The organism is Streptomyces sp. NPDC055506, from assembly GCF_053643595.1.
In genome coordinates this window covers 1-18,060 of the sequence record NZ_JBSHKH010000023.1, presented here as the reverse complement: position 1 = coordinate 18,060, position 18,060 = coordinate 1, and the positions used below count along the sequence as shown (strand labels likewise).

The 18,060-nt window shown below is 68.8% G+C and carries 18 protein-coding genes and 1 pseudogene; 12 read left to right on the top strand and 7 right to left on the bottom strand.

Annotated elements, in window-relative coordinates; translation table 11 throughout:
* Positions 1-150: 150 nt before the first annotated feature.
* Positions 151-1,227 carry an FUSC family protein gene (locus tag ACWIF2_RS11805; protein ID WP_454360015.1) on the bottom strand — a complete coding sequence of 359 codons (1,077 nt, stop codon included), beginning with the start codon at positions 1,225-1,227 and terminating at the stop codon, positions 151-153.
* Positions 1,228-1,856: 629 nt separating this feature from the next.
* Between ACWIF2_RS11805 and ACWIF2_RS11800 the strand changes: the two genes are divergently transcribed.
* The 4 genes from ACWIF2_RS11800 to ACWIF2_RS11785 all read left to right on the top strand — a co-directional run bounded on the left by ACWIF2_RS11800 (position 1,857) and on the right by ACWIF2_RS11785 (position 4,961).
* Complete coding sequence (locus tag ACWIF2_RS11800) at positions 1,857-2,519, top strand: GAF and ANTAR domain-containing protein (RefSeq protein WP_454360071.1); 663 nt, start codon at positions 1,857-1,859, stop codon at positions 2,517-2,519.
* Positions 2,520-2,803: 284 nt separating this feature from the next.
* Positions 2,804-2,974: a hypothetical protein gene (locus tag ACWIF2_RS11795; RefSeq protein ID WP_020131495.1), complete on the top strand. Its 171-nt coding sequence runs from the start codon at positions 2,804-2,806 to the stop codon at positions 2,972-2,974.
* 518 nt (positions 2,975-3,492) lie between these two features.
* Positions 3,493-4,089, top strand: coding sequence for a TetR/AcrR family transcriptional regulator (locus tag ACWIF2_RS11790; RefSeq protein ID WP_454360014.1), 597 nt, complete (start codon positions 3,493-3,495; stop codon positions 4,087-4,089).
* A gap of 137 nt (positions 4,090-4,226) precedes the next feature.
* Positions 4,227-4,961: an NADPH-dependent F420 reductase gene (locus ACWIF2_RS11785; protein ID WP_454360013.1), complete on the top strand. Its 735-nt coding sequence runs from the start codon at positions 4,227-4,229 to the stop codon at positions 4,959-4,961.
* Between the two features lie 64 nt (positions 4,962-5,025).
* Here ACWIF2_RS11785 and ACWIF2_RS11780 read toward each other — a convergent pair whose 3' ends face one another.
* Positions 5,026-5,184, bottom strand: a complete 159-nt coding sequence (locus tag ACWIF2_RS11780) for a hypothetical protein (RefSeq protein ID WP_454360012.1) — start codon at positions 5,182-5,184, stop codon at positions 5,026-5,028.
* Positions 5,185-5,319: 135 nt separating this feature from the next.
* Here ACWIF2_RS11780 and ACWIF2_RS11775 point away from each other — a divergent pair, with 135 nt between their 5' ends.
* Positions 5,320-5,928, top strand: coding sequence for a nitroreductase (locus ACWIF2_RS11775; protein WP_454360011.1), 609 nt, complete (start codon positions 5,320-5,322; stop codon positions 5,926-5,928).
* Positions 5,929-6,228: 300 nt separating this feature from the next.
* A complete protein-coding gene (locus tag ACWIF2_RS11770) occupies positions 6,229-7,101 on the top strand; it encodes an alpha/beta fold hydrolase (RefSeq protein WP_454360010.1) in 873 nt (290 codons plus the stop codon).
* Between the two features lie 162 nt (positions 7,102-7,263).
* On the opposite strand, the pseudogene ACWIF2_RS11765 reads toward ACWIF2_RS11770, so the two are convergent.
* Positions 7,264-7,617: pseudogene (locus ACWIF2_RS11765) on the bottom strand (MmyB family transcriptional regulator); the annotation flags it as partial.
* 613 nt (positions 7,618-8,230) lie between these two features.
* On the opposite strand from ACWIF2_RS11765, the gene ACWIF2_RS11760 reads away from it, so the two are divergent.
* The 4 genes from ACWIF2_RS11760 to ACWIF2_RS11745 are packed head-to-tail and all read left to right on the top strand — an operon-like array spanning position 8,231 to position 12,240.
* A complete protein-coding gene (locus ACWIF2_RS11760) occupies positions 8,231-9,184 on the top strand; it encodes an integrase (RefSeq protein WP_454360009.1) in 954 nt (317 codons plus the stop codon).
* A gap of 6 nt (positions 9,185-9,190) precedes the next feature.
* Positions 9,191-9,511 (top strand): site-specific integrase, encoded by a 321-nt coding sequence (locus ACWIF2_RS11755; RefSeq protein ID WP_454360008.1) that lies wholly within the window; start codon positions 9,191-9,193, stop codon positions 9,509-9,511.
* A complete protein-coding gene (locus ACWIF2_RS11750; RefSeq protein WP_454360007.1) occupies positions 9,508-9,822 on the top strand; it encodes a hypothetical protein in 315 nt (104 codons plus the stop codon). The genes ACWIF2_RS11755 and ACWIF2_RS11750 overlap by 4 nt, the downstream gene beginning before the upstream one ends.
* Positions 9,823-9,828: 6 nt before the next feature.
* Positions 9,829-12,240, top strand: coding sequence for a hypothetical protein (locus ACWIF2_RS11745; RefSeq protein ID WP_454360006.1), 2,412 nt, complete (start codon positions 9,829-9,831; stop codon positions 12,238-12,240).
* Here ACWIF2_RS11745 and ACWIF2_RS11740 read toward each other — a convergent pair.
* The 3 genes from ACWIF2_RS11740 to ACWIF2_RS11730 form a co-directional block, all read right to left on the bottom strand.
* Positions 12,161-12,790 carry a class I SAM-dependent methyltransferase gene (locus tag ACWIF2_RS11740; protein WP_454360005.1) on the bottom strand — a complete coding sequence of 210 codons (630 nt, stop codon included), beginning with the start codon at positions 12,788-12,790 and terminating at the stop codon, positions 12,161-12,163. The genes ACWIF2_RS11745 and ACWIF2_RS11740 overlap by 80 nt on opposite strands.
* A 382-nt stretch (positions 12,791-13,172) precedes the next feature.
* Positions 13,173-13,619 (bottom strand): MBL fold metallo-hydrolase, encoded by a 447-nt coding sequence (locus tag ACWIF2_RS11735; protein ID WP_454360070.1) that lies wholly within the window; start codon positions 13,617-13,619, stop codon positions 13,173-13,175.
* A 27-nt stretch (positions 13,620-13,646) separates the two neighbouring features.
* Entirely contained in the window at positions 13,647-14,270 is a 624-nt protein-coding gene (locus tag ACWIF2_RS11730; protein ID WP_454360004.1) for a TetR/AcrR family transcriptional regulator, read from the bottom strand.
* Positions 14,271-14,576: 306 nt separating this feature from the next.
* Here ACWIF2_RS11730 and ACWIF2_RS11725 point away from each other — a divergent pair, with 306 nt between their 5' ends.
* Positions 14,577-15,620 carry an NAD(P)/FAD-dependent oxidoreductase gene (locus tag ACWIF2_RS11725; protein WP_454360003.1) on the top strand — a complete coding sequence of 348 codons (1,044 nt, stop codon included), beginning with the start codon at positions 14,577-14,579 and terminating at the stop codon, positions 15,618-15,620.
* 94 nt (positions 15,621-15,714) lie between these two features.
* Positions 15,715-17,346 carry an MFS transporter gene (locus ACWIF2_RS11720; protein WP_454360002.1) on the top strand — a complete coding sequence of 544 codons (1,632 nt, stop codon included), beginning with the start codon at positions 15,715-15,717 and terminating at the stop codon, positions 17,344-17,346.
* 268 nt (positions 17,347-17,614) lie between these two features.
* Here ACWIF2_RS11720 and ACWIF2_RS11715 read toward each other — a convergent pair.
* Positions 17,615-18,060: DUF6262 family protein (locus tag ACWIF2_RS11715; RefSeq protein WP_454360001.1), on the bottom strand; the 446-nt coding region annotated here is incomplete at its 5' end.

Here is an 18,060-nt window from a genome sequence, read left to right as displayed (position 1 = left end):
CACCACGGTGACACCGTCACGCGATGCCGGCTTCCGTGAGCGGCCACGTTGATTGCACGTACAGGTCCTAGACGCGACGGGAGGGACTCTCAGGGCCGCGGCCGGCTAGCGACCCAGGTCAGTCGGGCCGGTGCGACCGACGGGACGGCTTCACCGTGCTCGCTTCCCGCTGCGGGGGGCCTGAGCTTCGGAGACGCCGTGCTTGAGCACATTGCAGGTGTGCTGGAACTCCTCTGTCAGCCGGGCGGCCTCGGCCATGAGGATGCCGTACGGCTGGGCGGGGTCGCTGAGCGGGAGGGAGCCGGCCCGGGCGTCGTCCTCCAGTCGGTCGCGGCACCGCTGAGCCTGCTCGACGGCCTCACACAGCTGGTGGGCCTGGTCTTGCATGTGGTCCTCGTCGATCTGGCCGAGCAGCTCGGCGATGGGAGTCAGGGAGGCCAGGAAGTCGCCGTAGGAGCGGGCGAAGTCGAGGTGGTCCTGGCTGGCGTCGGCGGCGTGCCATTGGTCGAGGCTGCGGGTCATCGAGGCCACCTGGTGGGAGACGCGTTCCAGGGCGTCGACGACGGCCTGGTATCCGTCGAAGGACGTGCGGTGGCGGTGACGGCCTCGTAGGCGTTGGGGGTTGTATAGGGTGCTCTCCCAGGCGGTGTGGACCGACGACTGGGCCTGCCGCACGATCGGTGCCAGGTGGGAGGCGCGCCGGCGCCAGTGCCGGGTGCGTTCGTCGTCCAGCTTCCCTTCGCGCAGCGCCGGGTACATGTCGCCGATCAGGTCGCACAGCGAATGGGCGAGGGTGTGGACGCCGTACTCCGCGCTGCGGTAGCGCAGGGGAGGCAGCACCAGCGTGTTCACCACGACGCCGATGCCGCAGCCGATGAGCACGAGCACGATGATCTGCCCGAGCTGGGACCAGCGCTGTGCGTCGCTCGTGGCGGCGACGTAGGTGGAGAAGGCGAAGAACGCCGCGGTGGCGACCTGTGAGCCCTGGGAACCGAGGGGCCGCCACCGTCCGATGGCCAGGGCCGCCAGCGTCACCAGCACGAACGTGAGCAGATGAGGGCCGACCAGCAGGCCCAGTACTCCCTGCAGTCCCACGCCCACGGCGACCGCACCGACGCACCGCAGGGCCTGCACCAGCGACTGGTACACGGTGACCTGCATGATCAGCACCGCGGAGAACGGCGCGAACGCCGGCGACTGCGCGGCCATGACATCGCGCGCGATCACCCACGAGACGGCGGCCGCGAGGGTGCTCTTGCCGATAAGGACAACGGTGTGCCGCTCGTGCCCATCCGAACGCGCCCGGCCGAACCACCGCCTCATCCGGTCCAACCGACCCTGGAATGCCGCCTGTAGGCGCTGCACTCCTGCAGCGGCTTCGCCCATCTTCTCCCCGTTCTCACTCCGCCACGGCTGAAGGACCAAGGGGTACCCCGAGCCAGCCACCGCAGGCTGTGTGAGACGCCGCACCTGCCCTGGGCCCGCCGTGCCCTCGCACACCGCAGCGCCCAGAACCTGTACGAATCCTCGCCCAGCACCACCACGAACGCGCCCCAAGAGCTGCAGGCCGTCCTCGCCACCGGATCGCAGCACCGAGCAGTCCAAGACAACGGTGTGCGGGCCCGTCAGCGACCGGCTGGAGCAGAGGGGCACGTCATCCTCGTGGCAGAGGAGCGCTCAGCGCTCACTGCACTCGTCCAGCCGTCCACGCGACAGCGCTCCGGGGGGCGTGCTGTGTCGGCCACGGTCGCGCGATGTCACCGCGAGAGCTGCGTGGAAAGCTGGGTATGAGGGCAACCCAGGCGGCGCGCACAGCAGCGGAGGGTGAAGTGGACTGGCGTGGGTTCGCACAGCAGATGGCCTCGATGACGCGTGATCTTCTGGCACAGGACTCCGTTGACACCACACTGGAGCGGATTACCGCTTCGGCCACCGAGCTGGTGGAAGGCTGCGACGCCGCCGGCATTCTCGTACTGCGCGACAAGACAGTGGAGACACTCGCTCCCACCCATCAGCTGGTCACCGACAGCGACCAGCTCCAAGAGCGGCTGGGCGAAGGGCCGTGCTTCGATGCCGCTTACAGCTCGCAAGGTGAGCGGGTCTTCCGCATCGCCGACCTCACCGGCGAGCACCAGCGCTGGCCCGCCTACGCCCCCAAGGCCCATGCTCTCGGCGTGGGCAGCATGATGGGCTTCCTGCTGTTCACCGAGGATCAAGACCTCGGCGCGCTGAACCTCTACTCCCACAAGCCCGGCGCGTTCACGGAGAACAGCGAGCTTGCCGGCTGGCTACTGGCCTCCCACGGAGCCATCGCCTCCTCCAGCGCCCGCGCTCACGCCCAGATGGAGCAGGCCGTCGCCACCCGCCACACCATCGGCGAAGCCATTGGCATCCTCATGGGCGCCCGCCATCTCACCGAGGAGCAGGCCTTCGCCGTGCTGCGCCGCTACTCCCAGGAGAAGAACATCAAGCTCCGCGAGGTCGCCCGCATGGTCTGCGAACGGGGCAGCCTCGGATAAGCGGCTTCCCCAGCACGTTGGCTGAACCAGAGAAGCCTGGGCCGGGCCAGTCCCCAGGGAAATACTGCTGAACCCGGCCTGCCCACCAAGTCCCCTGCCGCATCGCACCCACACCTGCGCCAGCAGTGGCGCGCGGACGCGCCGGGCGCCCGCCAGCCGTGAGGTGAACACCGGTGATGTGACGAAACTAGGCCCAGTTCCCGTAAGAACAGTGAAGAAACCAGGAAAATCAGCCGCGTGTTCTTCGAATCACCGGGCACATGGAGCGGCGGAGGTTGATAACTATGGTTCCCCTGCTTCTCGTCCTGCTTCTGGCCCTGATCCTCTTCGGCGCGGGCTTCGCGCTGAAGGCACTGTGGTGGATCGCCGTCATCGTGCTGGTCGTCTGGCTGCTGGGCTTCGTGATGCGCAGTGCGGGCACCGGCGGCCGCAAGGGCCGCTGGTACCGCTGGTAGCCCACCCAGCAGAAGCAAGCGTGTGGGTCCCGGGAACACCCGGGGCCCACAGGCATGTCCCAGGTCTCCCAGGGGGAAACGGTGTAGCCACCACCTTCCGGGAAGCAGGCTTCATAGCTGGGGCCCGGTGAAGCAGCGGAACCTGCGCCTCCAACCACCGGACCCCAGCCACACACCGACAGAGCTTCGACCGCGTCGTCGTCCGGCACCCTCGGCAGACCAGTCGGGCAGTGGCTACGGAGAAAGCCAGCGCCCCATTCTGCAGGTGACTGACCCGCCATCGCTCAACCGCCGCCATCAGACGATGGCTTGGCCGCTCCAGTGTCGCCAGTTCTCATCGCTAAGGGCATGCTCACCGACCACCTCTGGCTGCCATGAAGTGCACCTCGCTGGCGGCCCGTGCACGGCGATACGCGACAGCGGCGGTGTCGAGTTGACCGGATGCTGCCTCCGTTTTAGTGTGGGCTTTGTTCGGAGGCAGTCTCCGTTTTGGCGGTCGTGGGAACGTGGGAGGGCGTATGGGTGCCGGTGGACAGCAGGGGCGTAGGCCCCGTGCCGACGTCCAGCGCAACCGTGCCGCCCTCCTGACAGCTGCGCAGCGTCACTTTCTGAAGTACGGGGTCGGCACGTCTCTGGAGGCGGTGGCCAAGGAAGCGGGCGTCGGGCCCGGCACGTTGTACCGGCACTTCCCCACGCGGGAGTCGCTACTGGCGGCCGTACTGCAGACACGTTCGGAGGAGCTGGTTGCCCGCCAGGCGGACATCGCCCGGCTCCGTGACCCCGCTGAGGCGCTACGGCAGTGGCTGCGGGCCATGGAGGAGTACTTCAGCACCTTCAGCGGCCTGCCGGAACCACTCATGGCCACGGCCAGAGCGCAAGAGCCGGACAACCCGCTCACGCTTCCCTGCGACATCCTCACCACCACCACCGACGAGTACGTGCGGGCCGCGCAGCTTGCGGGGCATGTGCGCCCGTCAGTAAACGGCTACGACCTGTTCCTCGCGGCGATTTCCGTTGCCTGGATCAGCGGCACGGGCGCCACCGACGAGGAGGCGATCGGCCGTCTGCGCACGCTCATCGAGAGCGGATACTGCGAGCGCGACAGCGAGGCGTAGGTAACGGGCCGCTCCCCCCTAGCGGGCTGCCGGAGCCCCGGCCCTACGGGACTTCCGGTGAGGCCGGCAGCCCCAGCGTGCACATTCATCACATCGTGCCGCCCTCAGGAGCGGTGCAACCTCTGGAGGGACAAATCGTGAGAATTGCGGTTATCGGCGCGGGAGCGATCGGCGGGAACCTGGCCCGCAAGCTCAGTGCGGGCGGTCACGACGTTCAGGTGGCGCACGCCCGGGGTCCCGAGGCCGTCGCAGCCGACGTTGTGGAGTCCGGAGCCCGAGCGGTCGCCCTTGACGTGGCCGTTCAGGGCAAGGACGTGGTCGTCCTGTCCATCCCCTTCGATCGGGTCCCGGAACTGGCGGGCCTGGTCGCTTCCGTGCCCGCCGGGACGGTGGTCATCGACACCTCCAACTACTACCCCCACCTCAATGGGCGGATCGAGGCGGTGGACGACGGCGAGGTGGAGAGCGTGTGGAACGCCAAGCAACTGGGGCGGCCCCTGGCCAAGGCGTGGAACGCCGCCCTGGCCGAGACTCAGCGGACCAAGGGCGTTCCGGGAGGAACCCCGGGCCGCATCGCCATCCCGGTCGCGGCCGACTCCGATGAGGCACGGCGCGTGGCCATGCGCCTGGTGGACGACACCGGCTTCGACCCCTTCGACGCCGGCGTACTCGCCGACTCCTGGCGCCAACAGCCCGGCACGCCCGCCTACTGCACTGAGTTGACGCTCGAGGACATGGGGCAGGCCCTGGCCGCGGCCGACCGGACCGAGGCCCCGCGCACGCGTGACTGTCTGATGGAGCACTTCGCCGCCCTCACGTCCGCGCCCACCCTGGGCGAAGTCGTCGAAATCAACCGTTCCGCCCACCGCTGACGCCCCCCGAGCTCGTGCACGGGACGACGCGAGGTCGTCGGCGACACGTCACGCAACACGAAGATCACGTGGTCCACCATGCGGCCTGCACCTTCGGCACGATCCTGCCGAAGGTGCCGAAGGGGCCCTCCTGCACCCGGCCCTCACGCCGGCTGCCGTGTCGCACGGCCTGCCACGCTGCGCCGCCCTCGGGACGTGCCGCGCCGTGAAGCGCAGCCGCCATGGCGGGACTGAACACCACCACTGGAAGGAATCTCCTTGCCCAGCGCAGCATCGCCCTTGTCCGACATCGTGCGGTCCCGGCGCTCCGTTCGGAAGTTCTTGCCCACCCCCGCTGTCCCCGTCGGACATCCGCGGCGTGCTGGAAGATGCTCAAACTGCCCCATCGAACTGCAACACCCAGCCGTGGACGGTGCACGTCGTCTCGGGTGCGCCCCGCAACGCCCTCAGCAAGCAGCTGCTAAAGGCCGATGAGGAGGGGCGGCTCTCCTGCGATTTCACCTTCTCCTACTCGGACTTCGGTGAGGGCGCCTACCTTGATCGGGCGCACGACCACGCCGCGACCCTCTACCAGGCTCTGGGCATACCGCGCTCGGACCGGTCACAGAGGAAGGCCGCGGCCCGCGAGAACTTGGCATTCTTCGACGCTCCCCATGTCGCCTTTCTCTTCATGCCGACGTTCGGTGACGGGGTGCGGGCGGCCGGTGACATCGGCATGTATGCGCAGAACTTCCTGCTCTCACTGGCGGCCCGGGGGCTCGATGGCATTCCGCAGACCATGCTCGGGTTCTACGCCGACGTCGTCCGCGAGTTCCTGGGCGTCCCGGAGGAGCTGAGGCTGCTCTTCGGTATCTCGTTCGGAACAGCAGATCCGGCTGCTTCGGTGAACGGCTTCCGGATGGGACGGGTTCCGCTCGAGCAGAGCGTGGTCCTGCACGGGACCCCTGGAGTTTTCGACGAGCAGTGACTCCTCCGCCGCAGGGGGCAACGGGCGAGTAGGCCTGGACCGAAACGCGCCTCCCCACCGTATGGCGCGCAGCCCGCCACGTCCGGCGGCTTTCTGCCGCCGAATGGCCCTGACCGCAGCCGACGACACGAACGGGGTCTGGAAAGCCGCTGACCGTACATACGGAAACCGATCGGTTTACAATGAGAGGAAACCGGTCGGTTTCTCAGGTATCCAGGAACTGGGGCGCGGCAGCGCTCCCTTCGGGCGGACCGTACCCGAGTCACCTGTCCGCAGTTCACGCAAAGGGGAGCCGTCGAGATGCCCAGCCCAGAGTCACGTCCGACGATTCACATCCCGGGGACCACCAGCCACACCATCGCCCCGCGCGACAGCAGCCGTGAGGGGACGCTGCGCTACCTCAAAGCGGGCGCCGGTGCTCCCGTGGTCCTGCTGCACACTGTGCGCACCCAGGCCGAGCACTTCCGCGCCCTCATCCCGCTGATCTCGCATCACCGCACCGCGTACGCCCTCGACCTGCCGGGGATGGGCTACTCCGAGATCGTGCCTGGTGCGTCGTACGACGAGCCGGCGATGCGCGCGGGCGTCGAACGGCTCCTCACCGAACTCGACCTGCAGGACGTGACGTTGGTCGGGGAGTCCATGGGGGCGGTGCTCGCCCTGACCACCGCGGCCGATCTGCCGGAGCGAGTACGGCGCGTCGTCGCGGTGAACACGTACGACTTCCGCGACGGGATTGCCCGCTCCAGTGCCCTCGCCCGTGTGGTCATCGGCGGTGTTCTCCTCCCGGGCGTGGGCCCGATGGTCGCCCGGATGGAGAACAAGGCCGTCCTCCGCGGGATCCTGCAGGGCGGGCTGGGCGACAAGACCGCCCTGCAGGCGGACTACGTGGACGAGCTCGTCCAGGTGGGCAGCCGCCCCGGCTACCCGACCGTCGCCCGGGCCGTGTACCAGAACCTGCCCAGCCTCATCGCGGCCCGCTCGCGCTACCCCGAGGTCAAGGCCCCCGTCCACCTCGTCTACGGGGAGAAGGACTGGTCCCGGTGGTCGGACCGGGAGGCCAACAAGACGCTGCTGCCTGCCGCCGATTTCACGCAGGTAGAGGGAGCAGGCCACTTCATCGCTCTGGAACGGCCCGACCTGCTGGCCGACCTGTTGAACGCGGTGACGTGAGCGAGCTCCAGTTCTTGCCGTTCACGACACAGTCGACGACGGCACCGCCTACCGGGCGGAGCAGTCGACGCAGCCGTCGGGACATACCTGTTCGCGGTGCCACTGGAACGAACCACCAAGCTGCCCCGATGAAGCCTGCCCGAGGGGCGGGCCCCGTGGGGCTTACCGCTTCTGCCGGAACTGCGGGGGCTCGGTGTGGGTGGCGGTCATGTCGAGCAGGAGCATGGCGTCGTGATCGGGGGTGCGGGGTTCGGCGGTGTAGACGACGAGGCGGTGGCCGGGGGTGCCTTCCAGGGCCATGCCCTGGAAGGCGACGGTGATCTTGCCGACCTGGGCGTTCTGGAAGGCCTTGGTGGTGATCTTGCGACCCGTGACGTCGTAGCGCTCCCACAGTCCGGCGAAGGCCGGGCTCTTCAGGAGCAGCTCGCCGACGAGCTGAGTGAGGTCGGGGGCATCGGGGTCGGTGCCGGCCAGAGCGCGCAGGCGGGCCGCACAGTGGCGGATCTGGTTGTCCCAAGTACGACGCCGAAGTGGCTCGCGCTGAGGCAGACCGGTGGTGGCAGGCCCACACGTAGTCCAGCACGGCGGGCCCCTGCCTGGCTGCGGCCTCTTACCGTCGCCGAGTCCTTGGTCGAAGAGGAACAACCCCAGCCAGCCCGCTGCTGTCGAAACTCGTGAACATTCCGACCAGGCCGCGGCGGCCAACCGCCTCCCGAACCGACGTCGAAGTGCTGTCGTTCTCGTGAACAGAGCCACCCGACCCTGGTCAAGTTGAGCAGGAGCTGGCATGAGCCGTCGTATCGGCGCGCGGACGTGACCGCGAGCTGCCCTGCTCGGCGCAGACACATGCTGGGCTCATAGTGGCCGCGCTTCGCGCAGCAGCCAAGCGAAGATCGACACAGCGGAGGCGGGGTGTTCGGCGCAGCAGGCGCCCCGCAGAGCCGGCTGGGCGCCCGAGCGCGTGCGTGCCGGCGGTTGCCCTCATAGCCTGGTGTTGCTCGGGGTAGCCACGGAGGTCTGCCATGCCCCGGAACATCTGGAGCGGCGCGATCAGCTTTGGTTTGGCATGTTAACCGAACTAACCCTTGAGTATTCGCAGGTCAGCGGCCTCTTCTGCTAGCTTCCCCGGATGCTTCAAGGTGACCTCCCCGAGAGGGACTTGACCGCGTTCGTCCTGCCCGAGTTCGGCAGACTGCACGAGACCGGAGAACGGTGGACGCCGTACCGGTTACTGGGCTCCAGCGGTGCCGTCATCGAGCCCGTCCAAGTCTTCTTCACCGAGCTCCAGGCCGAGGCCAAACCGGCCTCCACAATCCGCTCCTACGGCATGGACCTGCTGCGCTGGTGGCGGTTCCTGTGGGCACTCGACATCGAGTGGAATCGGGCGACGCGCACAGATGCACGGGACTTCACCCGGTGGATGCAGATCGCGAACAAGCCGCAGCGCCTGCACTGGCGGCATCGCAAGGCGGGCTACACCGCCGAGACGGCCCCGCAGACGGTGCGGAAGAAGATCCCGGGTACGCCGAACGCGATCACCGGCAAGACCTCACCCGGCCCGCGGTACACGGCGCGGACGCGGGCCCACTGCGAAACGGTGCTCCGCACCTTCTACGACTTCCACCTGGCTGCGAGTACGGGACCATTCATCAACCCGTTCCCACTGGACCGCTCCCGCGGCAGCGGTCGAGCTAATGCCCACCACACGCCGGGCCAGCCTTTCCAGCGGGAACGGGTCGGCCGCTACCGGCCGACTGTCCCGAAGCGGGCTCCCCGGCGCATCCCCGACGAGATGTTCAACGCGCTGTTCGCCGCCCTGCGGCACCACCGGGACCGTGCTCTGCTGGCGTTTTGGGTCTCCAACGCGGCCCGGGCCGAGGAACTCCTCACCAGCCGGCAGCGTGACGCCCTGCCCGGCGAGCAGCTGCTCGGCGTGATCCGGAAGGGAACCCGCGCCTACCAGCAACTTCCTTGTTCTGCCGATGCGTTCGTCTGGCTGCGCCTCTACCAGGAGGAGAACCGTTGCGACGGTGTCCCGCAAGGCAAAGCCTTGCCGTTGTGGTGGACGCTGCGACGGCCCTGACGGCCGTTGAAGTACGATGCGGCCCGGGCGATGTTCAACCGGGCGAACGATCTGCTCGGGTCGAACTGGACGCTGCACGACCTGCGCCACACCGCGGCCTACCGGATGGCCCGGGACCCGAAGGTGTCGCTGACGGACGTGCAGTGGGTGCTCGCGCACGCGCACCTGTCCACCACGCAGATCTACCTGCAGGCGGGGGACGACGAGGTGATCGAGACCATCCGCGCCCATCACGCCCGGCGGAATGCCGCAGCTCAGCGTCCCATCGTGCCGGCACCGGGATACCGCCCAGAGAGCCTGCGCAGCCTGTTTGGAGAGTCCTGGTGACGGCCCGCACCGAACAGGCCGTCGCCGGGCCCGCAACAAGGAATGCACGGCTGTTGGGCGAGGCCCTCAAATCGGTCACGGAGCGGTTCCCGCCGCGGCCGGTGGCGGAGGTCTGGCCGGCTACACAGACGGGCATCGACGACATCGTCAACCGTCTGGAGTCCTCGCCGCTGCGGGAGGCGGTTCGGCACACCCAGTGGTGCCGGGTCACCGGCGCACGGCAGATCCTCGGCTGGCTCCAGCAGTTCCCCGGCGTTTCCTGGCAGCAGCGGTGGAACGCAAGCCCCGCGGCGGCATCGGGAGTGGAGTAGAGCCGGATGGCGGCCGAGTGGATCGCCACCACGAGTTCGGGAGTGACCGCGCCGATCGTCGGTTCGGGGCTGGTGGGCCTTGTCCTCGCCGACGTGCTGCGACCGTCTTTGTCCTGGCAGATGGCTCGGCGGGCGCGGCACATGCAGGAGCGCTTCCCGCTCGTACGCGACCCCGAGGGATTCGCGAGACTGCAGACGCTGGCCGGCCCAGCCCGCTGGGCTTCGCTGACTGGACGCCGGGCCGTGAACGACCTGACCAAGATCATGGTGGCGAAGGGCGGGAAGCTGGCCGACATTACGGTCGGTGACGCGTTGGAGTACCGGACGGCCCTGCGGGAGCATCACAGGCAGTCCGCAGGTCACACCCTGTTCTATGCCTGGCTGCGCCGCCTGGGCACCCTTCCGGATGATGCCCCAACCACGCTGAGGAATCTGGGCCGGGCCACCGGCCAGGTCGGGATCGAGCAGCTCGTTGACCGCTACGACCTCACCTGCCAGCCGGTGCGCGACCTGCTGGTCGACTACCTCACAGAGCGGCGGCCCGGCCTCGACTACGCGACGTTGGACAACCTCTCCCGGTTCTTGGCCCTGCACTTCTGGGCCGACCTGGAGGTGCATCATCCTGGGATCGACTCGCTGCACCTCCCGGCGCAGGTGGCGTTGCAGTGGAAGCAGCGGGCCCAGACGAAGACCGTGCGGCGACGCCGCAGCGACGGCACCTACGACGAGGTTGTGTCCCCTCGTCTGGACGGCTCCACTCTGCTGATCGCGGTCCGGGCCCTCTACCTGGATCTCGCCCGCTGGGCCGGGGAGGAGCCGGCTCGCTGGGGCCCGTGGGTCGCGCCCTGCCCGATCGGGGAAGCCGACCTCAACGTCAAGAAGCACGGCCAGCGGGTCAAGGCCCGCATGGACCAGCGCACCCGGCAACGCCTGCCGGCCCTGCCGACGGTCGTCTGCGCCGCCAAAGAACTGCTGGACAACGCCCAGATCCGACTGCAGGCCGTCCAGATCGCTCCGGTCGGCGGCCGGTTCGAGGTCCTCGGCGAGACCTTCGCCCGCGCCAAAAGGCCAGGTTCCACCTGGGTCTACGACGATTGCGGGCGACGCCGGGACCTGGCCCAGCGCGAGCGCCGGGCCTTCTGGGGATGGGCCATGGTCGAATTCCTGCAGCACACCGGAGCCCGGATCGAGGAGATGCTGGAAGCCAGCCATCACAGCCTGATCCAGTACCGGCTGCCCACGACGGGCGAGGTCGTGCCCCTGCTGCAGATCGCCCCCTCGAAGACCGACCAGGAGCGCGTCCTGCTGGTCAGCCCCGAACTCGCCGACGTCCTGAGCACCATCATCACCCGCGTACGGGACTCGCGAACCGGCGCCGTCCCGCAGGTCGCCGCCTACGACTACAACGAACGCGTGTGGAATCCGCCCATGCCACTGCTGTTCCAATACGACCGCAGCGGCGAGATTTCCGCCATGAACGGCGAGTTCCTCCGCAAATGCCTCAACGACGTCCTCGACGCCACCGGCCTGACCGACGCCGACGGCTGCCCCCTGGACTTCGACCCGCACGACTTCCGGCGCATCTTCATCACCGACGCCATCCGCAGCGGACTCCCCCCCCCCCCCCCACACACACATCGCCCAGGTCATCGCCGGACACTCCGACATCAACACCACCATGGGCTACAACGCCATCTACCCGGCCGAAGCCATCGAGGCCCACCGCGCGTTCATCGCCCGCCGCCGAGCCCTGCGTCCCAGCGAGGAATACCGCACCCCCACCTCCGAGGAGTGGGACGCCTTCCTCGGCCACTTCGAACGACGCAAGCTCTCCGTCGGCATCTGCGCCCGCGCCTTCGGCACCTCCTGTATTCACGAACACGCCTGCATTCGCTGCTCCATGCTCCGCCCCGACCCTGCCCAACGCGCCCGCCTGACGGAGATCCGCGACAACCTTCTCGCTCGGATCACCGAAGCCGAACGCGAAGGATGGCTGGGCGAGATCGAAGGACTCGAGATCAGCCTCACCGGAGCCCAGGAGAAACTCGCCTTGCTCGATGCAGAGCAAGCCCGCACACGGCGAACCGTCGACCTGGGGATGCCCTCCTTTGCCAACCTCGCCGGACGCACCTCTACGGCCGACTAGCCGTGACCAGGACGCTTTTAGATCACTCGCCGCGCGAGCGCTTCATTGCGGCCGGTGAGCTGATCGCGGACGCACGCCAGGTCAGACCCCGCAGGGAAAGCTCATTCGGTGCCATCACAGAACGTGACGCTTCGACCGAACTCATCCAGACGGCTGATCAACACCACCGCGCCCCAGACCATGGGCCACGTTCTACGGGCGGCGGGCCAGCAAATGCGTGTCGAGGAAGCCCCTCTCGGACGCTGGGTCGTGGAGCAACCGCGCGAACGTGACGAGCCCGGCCCCAGCCAGCAACTCGGCAAACCGTTCCGCCGACCAGCTATAGGCGGGCGCGACCTTGTGGTCGAAGCGGACCGGCTCCGGTCCCTCGGTCCCGAAGAAGGACACCAGGAGCAGGCCCCCTGGTGCCAGGACTCGCACTTGCTCCGCGAGCAGCGCGGGCAATTCCTCCGGTGGGGTATGGATCATCGAGTAGTGGGCCAGCACTCCGCCGAGCGCGCCGTCCTCGACCGGTAGAGCCTCCATTCGCGCTTCGTCGAACCGCAGCGCCGGATGGGCCCGCCGAGCGTGGGTGATCATGCCTGGGGAGAGGTCGAGCCCGAAGGCGTCCAACCCCAAGTCGTGCAGCATGGACGTCAGATGACCAGGTCCGCACCCGACGTCCGCTACCCGCAGGTTCCCCGTATCACGCACGAGCTCGGCGAAGGTACCGATCATGTTCCGTACGAACGGCCGCGTCTCCAGGCGATTAGAGAACATCGACGCATACAGGTCCACGACCCCGTCGTAGGCCGCTCTGGTCTCATCTTGGTGTTCTAACACGGGAAGGAAGCTAACACCCCTGCCATGCACGGCCGTTCTCCGGCCTCGTACCGGCCCCTTCCGGGATTGGCGCCCTCACCTGATCACGGGTCGCCCCGGTAGTTCAGAGAAGGTCACCGTGCCGATCTCGGTTGCCAGTGCGACCGAGGACCACTCGATCCGCTTCCACCAGTACCACCTGGAGGACATGGGTTCTCTGGGGCAGCACCCGTAGCGCGAGGCAGACTCATTCGGTTTTGCGCAGCTCAGCGTCGGCTTGATGGACGCTAGCAGGTGCAACATGTGTGGTGGTATCGCCGTTTCAGGTGAAGCCCCGAGCACCGACGGCGGACGGGCATCAACTCCTGGACGGTCTGCCCCGTCGTCGCGGTCGCTTTCTCTGTCAAGTCCAGCGTGTTGAGCTAGCGTTTCGCCGTCGGCGCCTGTGCACGCTGCGCGCCCCGGACGCGCCGGAGTTGAACGAAGACGACGACGGTGGCCAGGAATGACCTTGGGCTGCTCCGGCGGAGCGGCGAACAGAATACAGATCACCGAGCGTGCAGGTCGGGCACCTCCTCCCGGCGCTGCAGTCGGAGTCGCGGCTGGTGATCGCGTAGGCCTCAGGGGTGTCGGCGGCGATGGCGGAGCCCTGGGCATGGAGGAGGGCGTTGCCGCCGACGTGGTCGGAGTGCCAGTGGGTGTTGACGATCAGGTCGACGTTTCCGGCGTGTGTGCGGGCCGAGGCGGCGGTTTCGTCGGCGTGGCCGACGAACCGGTGTCGACGTCGACCAGGGCCGGTTGCCGGCCGGGCAGCAGGAGGGTGTTGGCGTCGGGAAAGGGGCGCTGCCACCACGCACCGAGGCCGGCCGCGCCCTTGTCAGTGATGGCGCGGGCGAGGCAGCAAGGCGAACGCGCTCTCCGCAATCGAGGTCAGGCGGGCGGGACTGTGGCCGTACGCGCCTACGACATCGGTCCCGCGGATGATGGTCAGCAGAAGGTACGCGAGGTCGTCGGGATCTGCGTCGGGGTCGATGTCGCGGTTGCGCTGCGCCGCTCGCACACAATCGGCCACCGCCGCCCGGACCACGGAGAAGCAGTCGTTGGCCAGGCGTTTCACCTCGGCGTCGGAGGCGCCGATCTCCAGGGCCATCTTGGCTGCGAAGCAGGCCGCCCCCGCCCGGTCAGAGGCGGGGGGTACGTCCGCGGCGAGTGGCACCCCGTGGACGGCGCGAAGCAAGTACTGGTGCAGTCGTTCCAGGGCGCCCTCGTCCGGTCCGGCGAGCATCTTCCGCGGACCCTGCGCCAGCCGGGCGAAGTAGCCGGTCATCGACTGCAGCAGCACGCCGTGCTTGCCGTCGAACGCGGCGTAGAGGCTGCCGCGGCCCAGGCCGGTGGCGGCGCTGATGTCGTCGACGCTCGTGCCGTTGTAGCCCGAGGTGCGGAACTGCCGCTCGGCGGCATGCAGGACGTGGTCGGGGTCGAAGCTTCGTGGTCTCGCCATACACCGAAGGTAAAGCTGGCCCACCGTATTTGACAACCCAGTACAGAACCGCCTAGGTTTCTGACTGTTCAGTACACAACGGTCCTGGGCTCGCCGGACAGGCTGCGTGCACGCCTGGCGCGATTGAGGGCAATCCATGCCTTTGAACTCCTCCGCGCTGCCCGGCATTGCGACGCCTTCCAGGCCGTCCCAAGCAAACCGGGACCGGACTCTCCACAACAGCCCAAGACGGTCGCCGACCACATCGTCGGCTTCCTGAACAGCTGCCCCCTGCAACCACCCGGAACTCGAAGGGTTGACCGAACCATGTCTGACAAGGAAGGGCAGGAGGCCGTGGCTGTGACCACTCCTGCGGACGCGAGCGATGTACTGGCCGAGGGGACCGTCGATGCGGTGGTGATCGGCGGGGGCGCTGCGGGGTTGAACGGTGCACTGATCCTGGCTCGTTCCCGCCGTTCGGTCGTGGTGATCGACGGCGGCTTGCCGCGCAACGCGCCCGCCGAGGCCGTGCACGGCCTGCTCGCCCTGGACGGGACCCCGCCGTCCGAGATTCTTCGGCGGGGCCGGGAGCAGGTGCGCCAGTACGGCGGACGCGTCGTCCACGGTGAGGTCGTCTCCGCCGAGTCGGCCGCCCCGTCGGCGGACGGGGACCTGCGGTTCACCGTCACCCTGGCCGACGGCCGCAGCGTCACCGCCCGCCGCGTCCTGGTGGCCACCGGCGTCACGGATGTGCTGCCCGAGGTGCCCGGGCTGGCCGGGCACTGGGGGGACAGTGTGGTGCACTGCCCGTACTGCCATGGCTGGGAGGTGCGCGACGAGCCCATCGGCATCCTCGCCACCGGGCCGGCCTCCATCGGTCACGCGTATCTGTTCCGTCAGCTGACCGAGGACCTGACCTACTTCACCCACGGCACCGACCTCGACCAGGACAGCCGTGCCCGCTTCGCCGCCCGCGGCATCCGCGTCATCGACACCCCCGTCACCGAGATCGTCGACGACGCGGGCGGTGCCCTCGCCGGGGTGCGGCTGGCCGACGGGCAGGTCGTGGCCCGCCGCGTCCTGGCGGTCGGCCCGCGGATGCAGGCCCGTACCCAGGGTCTGGAGGGTCTGGGCCTGCCGGTGCGGGACCTGCCGGTGGGCCGCGGGTTCACCTCCGGTGTGGCTGGCGTCACCGAGGTGCCGGGTGTGTGGGTGGCGGGCAACGTCACCGATCCGGTCGCCCAGGTCGGGGCCTCCGCAGCGGCCGGCGCACTGGCCGGCGCCGACATCAACAGGATGCTGGCCACCGCGGACACCGACGCCGCCCTCCAGGGAATCGCCGAGACAAGCCCAGAAACGGCCACACGATGATCTCCAAGCCCGGAGATCTCAGCCCGTCGCCCGCTCCCCTCACGGGCAGTCAAGTGATTCCGCTCGTCCGCCCCGTCCCCTTCAGGAGCTACTGATGTCCTTCCTTGCGAACACCCCCGTGGAGAAAATGACGGGGCCTTACGCGCGGCGCTGGTGGGCGCTGCTCGTGCTGTGTCTGAGCCTGCTGATCACGGTGATGGCGAACACATCGCTGATCGTCGCCGCCCCTGACATGACCACCGATCTGGGCCTGAGCAGCAGTGATCTGCAGTGGGTCGTCGACAGCTACACCGTTCCGTACGCGGCGCTGATGCTGGTGCTGGGCGCGATAGGCGACAAGTACAGCCGGCGCGGTGCGCTGGTGCTGGGTCTGCTGATCTTCGCCGCCGGTTCGGTCATGGGGAGCGTGGTCGACGAGACCTCGCTGGTCATCGTGGCCCGCGCGATCATGGGTGTCGGTGCCGCGGTCGTGATGCCGGCCACGCTGTCCCTGGTGGTCGCGAGCTTCCCCCGGAGCGAGCGGGCCAAGGCCATCACCGCCTGGGCCGCGACCTCCGGGGTGGCGGTGGCCGTCGGCCCGCTGGTCTCCGGCTGGCTGCTTGAGGACCACGCCTGGGGCTCGACCTTCCTGATCAACGTGCCGATCGCCGTTCTCGCCGTGTTCGGCGCGCTCGCCCTGGTACCGCCGTCCAAGGCGGAGGGCATGGGCCGGATCGACTACGTCGGTGGTCTGCTGTCGATCGTGACCGTCGGCTCGCTGATCTACGCCGCGATCGAGGGCCCGCACTCCGGCTGGGGCGTCGGCCCCGTCGCGGCCGCCGTGGTCGCCGGTGTCGGTCTGGTCGCCTTCGTCGCCTGGGAGCTGCGGCACCCGCACCCGATGCTGAACGTCCGGATGTTCGCGCTGCGGCCTTTCACCGGCTCGATGCTCGCGGTGATGTTCTTCTTCTTCGGCATGTTCGCCGTGATCTACTACGCGACGCAGTTCCTGCAGTTCGTCCTCGGCTACGGCGCCCTGGACACGGGTGTACGGCTGCTGCCGCTGGGCGGTGCGGTGTTCCTCGGGTCGGCGGTGACCGGGGTGCTCGCCCCGAAGCTGGGGGTGAGGGTGATGGCCGTGACCGGCATGGCCGTCGGCACGGCGGGCATGTTCCTGCTCACCCAGATCGACAAGGGGTCGACGTACGGGGACTTCCTGGCGCCGCTGATGATGCTGGGCCTCGCGCTCGGACTGGCCATCTCCCCGGCGACCGACACGATCATGGGCTCTTTCCCCGAGTCCGAGCTGGGCGTCGGCGGCGGTGTCAACGACACCGCGCTCGAGCTGGGCGGGGCGCTGGGTATCGCGGTGCTGGGCTCGCTGCTGGGTACGGCCTACCGGGACGAGCTGACCGACCTGGTGGGCAACCGGCTCCCGGCGGAGGCGATGGAGATCGCCAAGGACTCGGTCGGCGCCGGCCTGGCCGTCGCGGAGCGGGTCGGGCAGGATCCCTCCGCCGGGCCCCAGCAGGCCCAGGCCGCCGTGGACGCCGTCCACCAGGCCTTCGCCCACGGAGTCGCCCAGACCAGCCTCATCGGCGGGATCATCATGGCCGCCGGAACACTGATCGTCCTCGCGGTCCTGCCGGGCCGGCGCGACTTCGCGAAGCAGAGCGCCGAGCCGGAGGCCGGGACGACGGCGAGCGAGGCGGCCACTGGGCGGGAGCACACCGGGGCCACCCGCTAGATCGCCGGGGCGCGTCCGCCGGGGCGACGGGCACCGCCTCCGCCGGATCGCCCGCCAGGCGCGTCGGGCAGGAGCCCGGCGGCGCGAGACGCGCAGGGCGCGGGCGTGGTCCACGGTCCACAGCCACACGGATCCTCTGCCGGAACACCTCACCGTCCTCGGCCTCCGGGCCGCCCCGGGGCTCACCTCCGGTGCGGGCCGGAGGCCAACGGCCGGCACCTCTCTGCCGCCGTCACCCTCGACATTTTCCTCCCGCGGGCGTTGGAGGTCACTCGCGCTGGTTTAAGGCGCGGGTCAGTTCGCGGTTGGCCGCTCGGGCAGCCTCCAGTTCGTCGTCGCGTTCATCGAGCTGACCTTGGATGTCGGTGAGGTTCTGTTCCAGCATGGTGATGCGTTGCTGAAGTTGGTCGGTGTCGGCTGGCGCCCCCAAGCCCGACTCGGCCCAGGCAGCCTCGCCGAGGGCCTGGGAGAGGCGCTTCTCCAACTGCCGGACCCGCGTGGCAAGGCGTTTGTTCCGCTCCAGCGCGTTGGCCAGGTCGGCCTGCAGGGAGGCCCGGCTGACGGCTGCGATCCTCCCCTCCTGGAGAGGGGCGGCGGCGGCCGCGTGGATCCGTTGGAGCAGGTCGCGGTGTCGGTAGAGGAAGGTGCGGTCCACCCGCGCCGTGCGGGCGAGAGCCGAAACGGTGATGTCGGTGTCGCTTCGCAGCATTGCGT

Excerpts from the sequence above, each read along its gene's own strand:
- ACWIF2_RS11800 (WP_454360071.1), top strand. The coding sequence starts at position 1,857 with ATGGCCTCGATGACGCGTGATCTTCTGGCACAGGACTCCGTTGACACC.
- ACWIF2_RS11795 (WP_020131495.1), top strand. The coding sequence starts at position 2,804 with ATGGTTCCCCTGCTTCTCGTCCTGCTTCTGGCCCTGATCCTCTTCGGC.
- ACWIF2_RS11790 (WP_454360014.1), top strand. The coding sequence starts at position 3,493 with ATGGGTGCCGGTGGACAGCAGGGGCGTAGGCCCCGTGCCGACGTCCAG.
- ACWIF2_RS11780 (WP_454360012.1), bottom strand. The coding sequence starts at position 5,184 with ATGGCGGCTGCGCTTCACGGCGCGGCACGTCCCGAGGGCGGCGCAGCG.
- ACWIF2_RS11770 (WP_454360010.1), top strand. The coding sequence starts at position 6,229 with ATGCCCAGCCCAGAGTCACGTCCGACGATTCACATCCCGGGGACCACC.
- ACWIF2_RS11760 (WP_454360009.1), top strand. The coding sequence starts at position 8,231 with ATGCTTCAAGGTGACCTCCCCGAGAGGGACTTGACCGCGTTCGTCCTG.
- ACWIF2_RS11745 (WP_454360006.1), top strand. The coding sequence starts at position 9,829 with ATGGCGGCCGAGTGGATCGCCACCACGAGTTCGGGAGTGACCGCGCCG.
- ACWIF2_RS11730 (WP_454360004.1), bottom strand. The coding sequence starts at position 14,270 with ATGGCGAGACCACGAAGCTTCGACCCCGACCACGTCCTGCATGCCGCC.
- ACWIF2_RS11725 (WP_454360003.1), top strand. The coding sequence starts at position 14,577 with ATGTCTGACAAGGAAGGGCAGGAGGCCGTGGCTGTGACCACTCCTGCG.
- ACWIF2_RS11720 (WP_454360002.1), top strand. The coding sequence starts at position 15,715 with ATGTCCTTCCTTGCGAACACCCCCGTGGAGAAAATGACGGGGCCTTAC.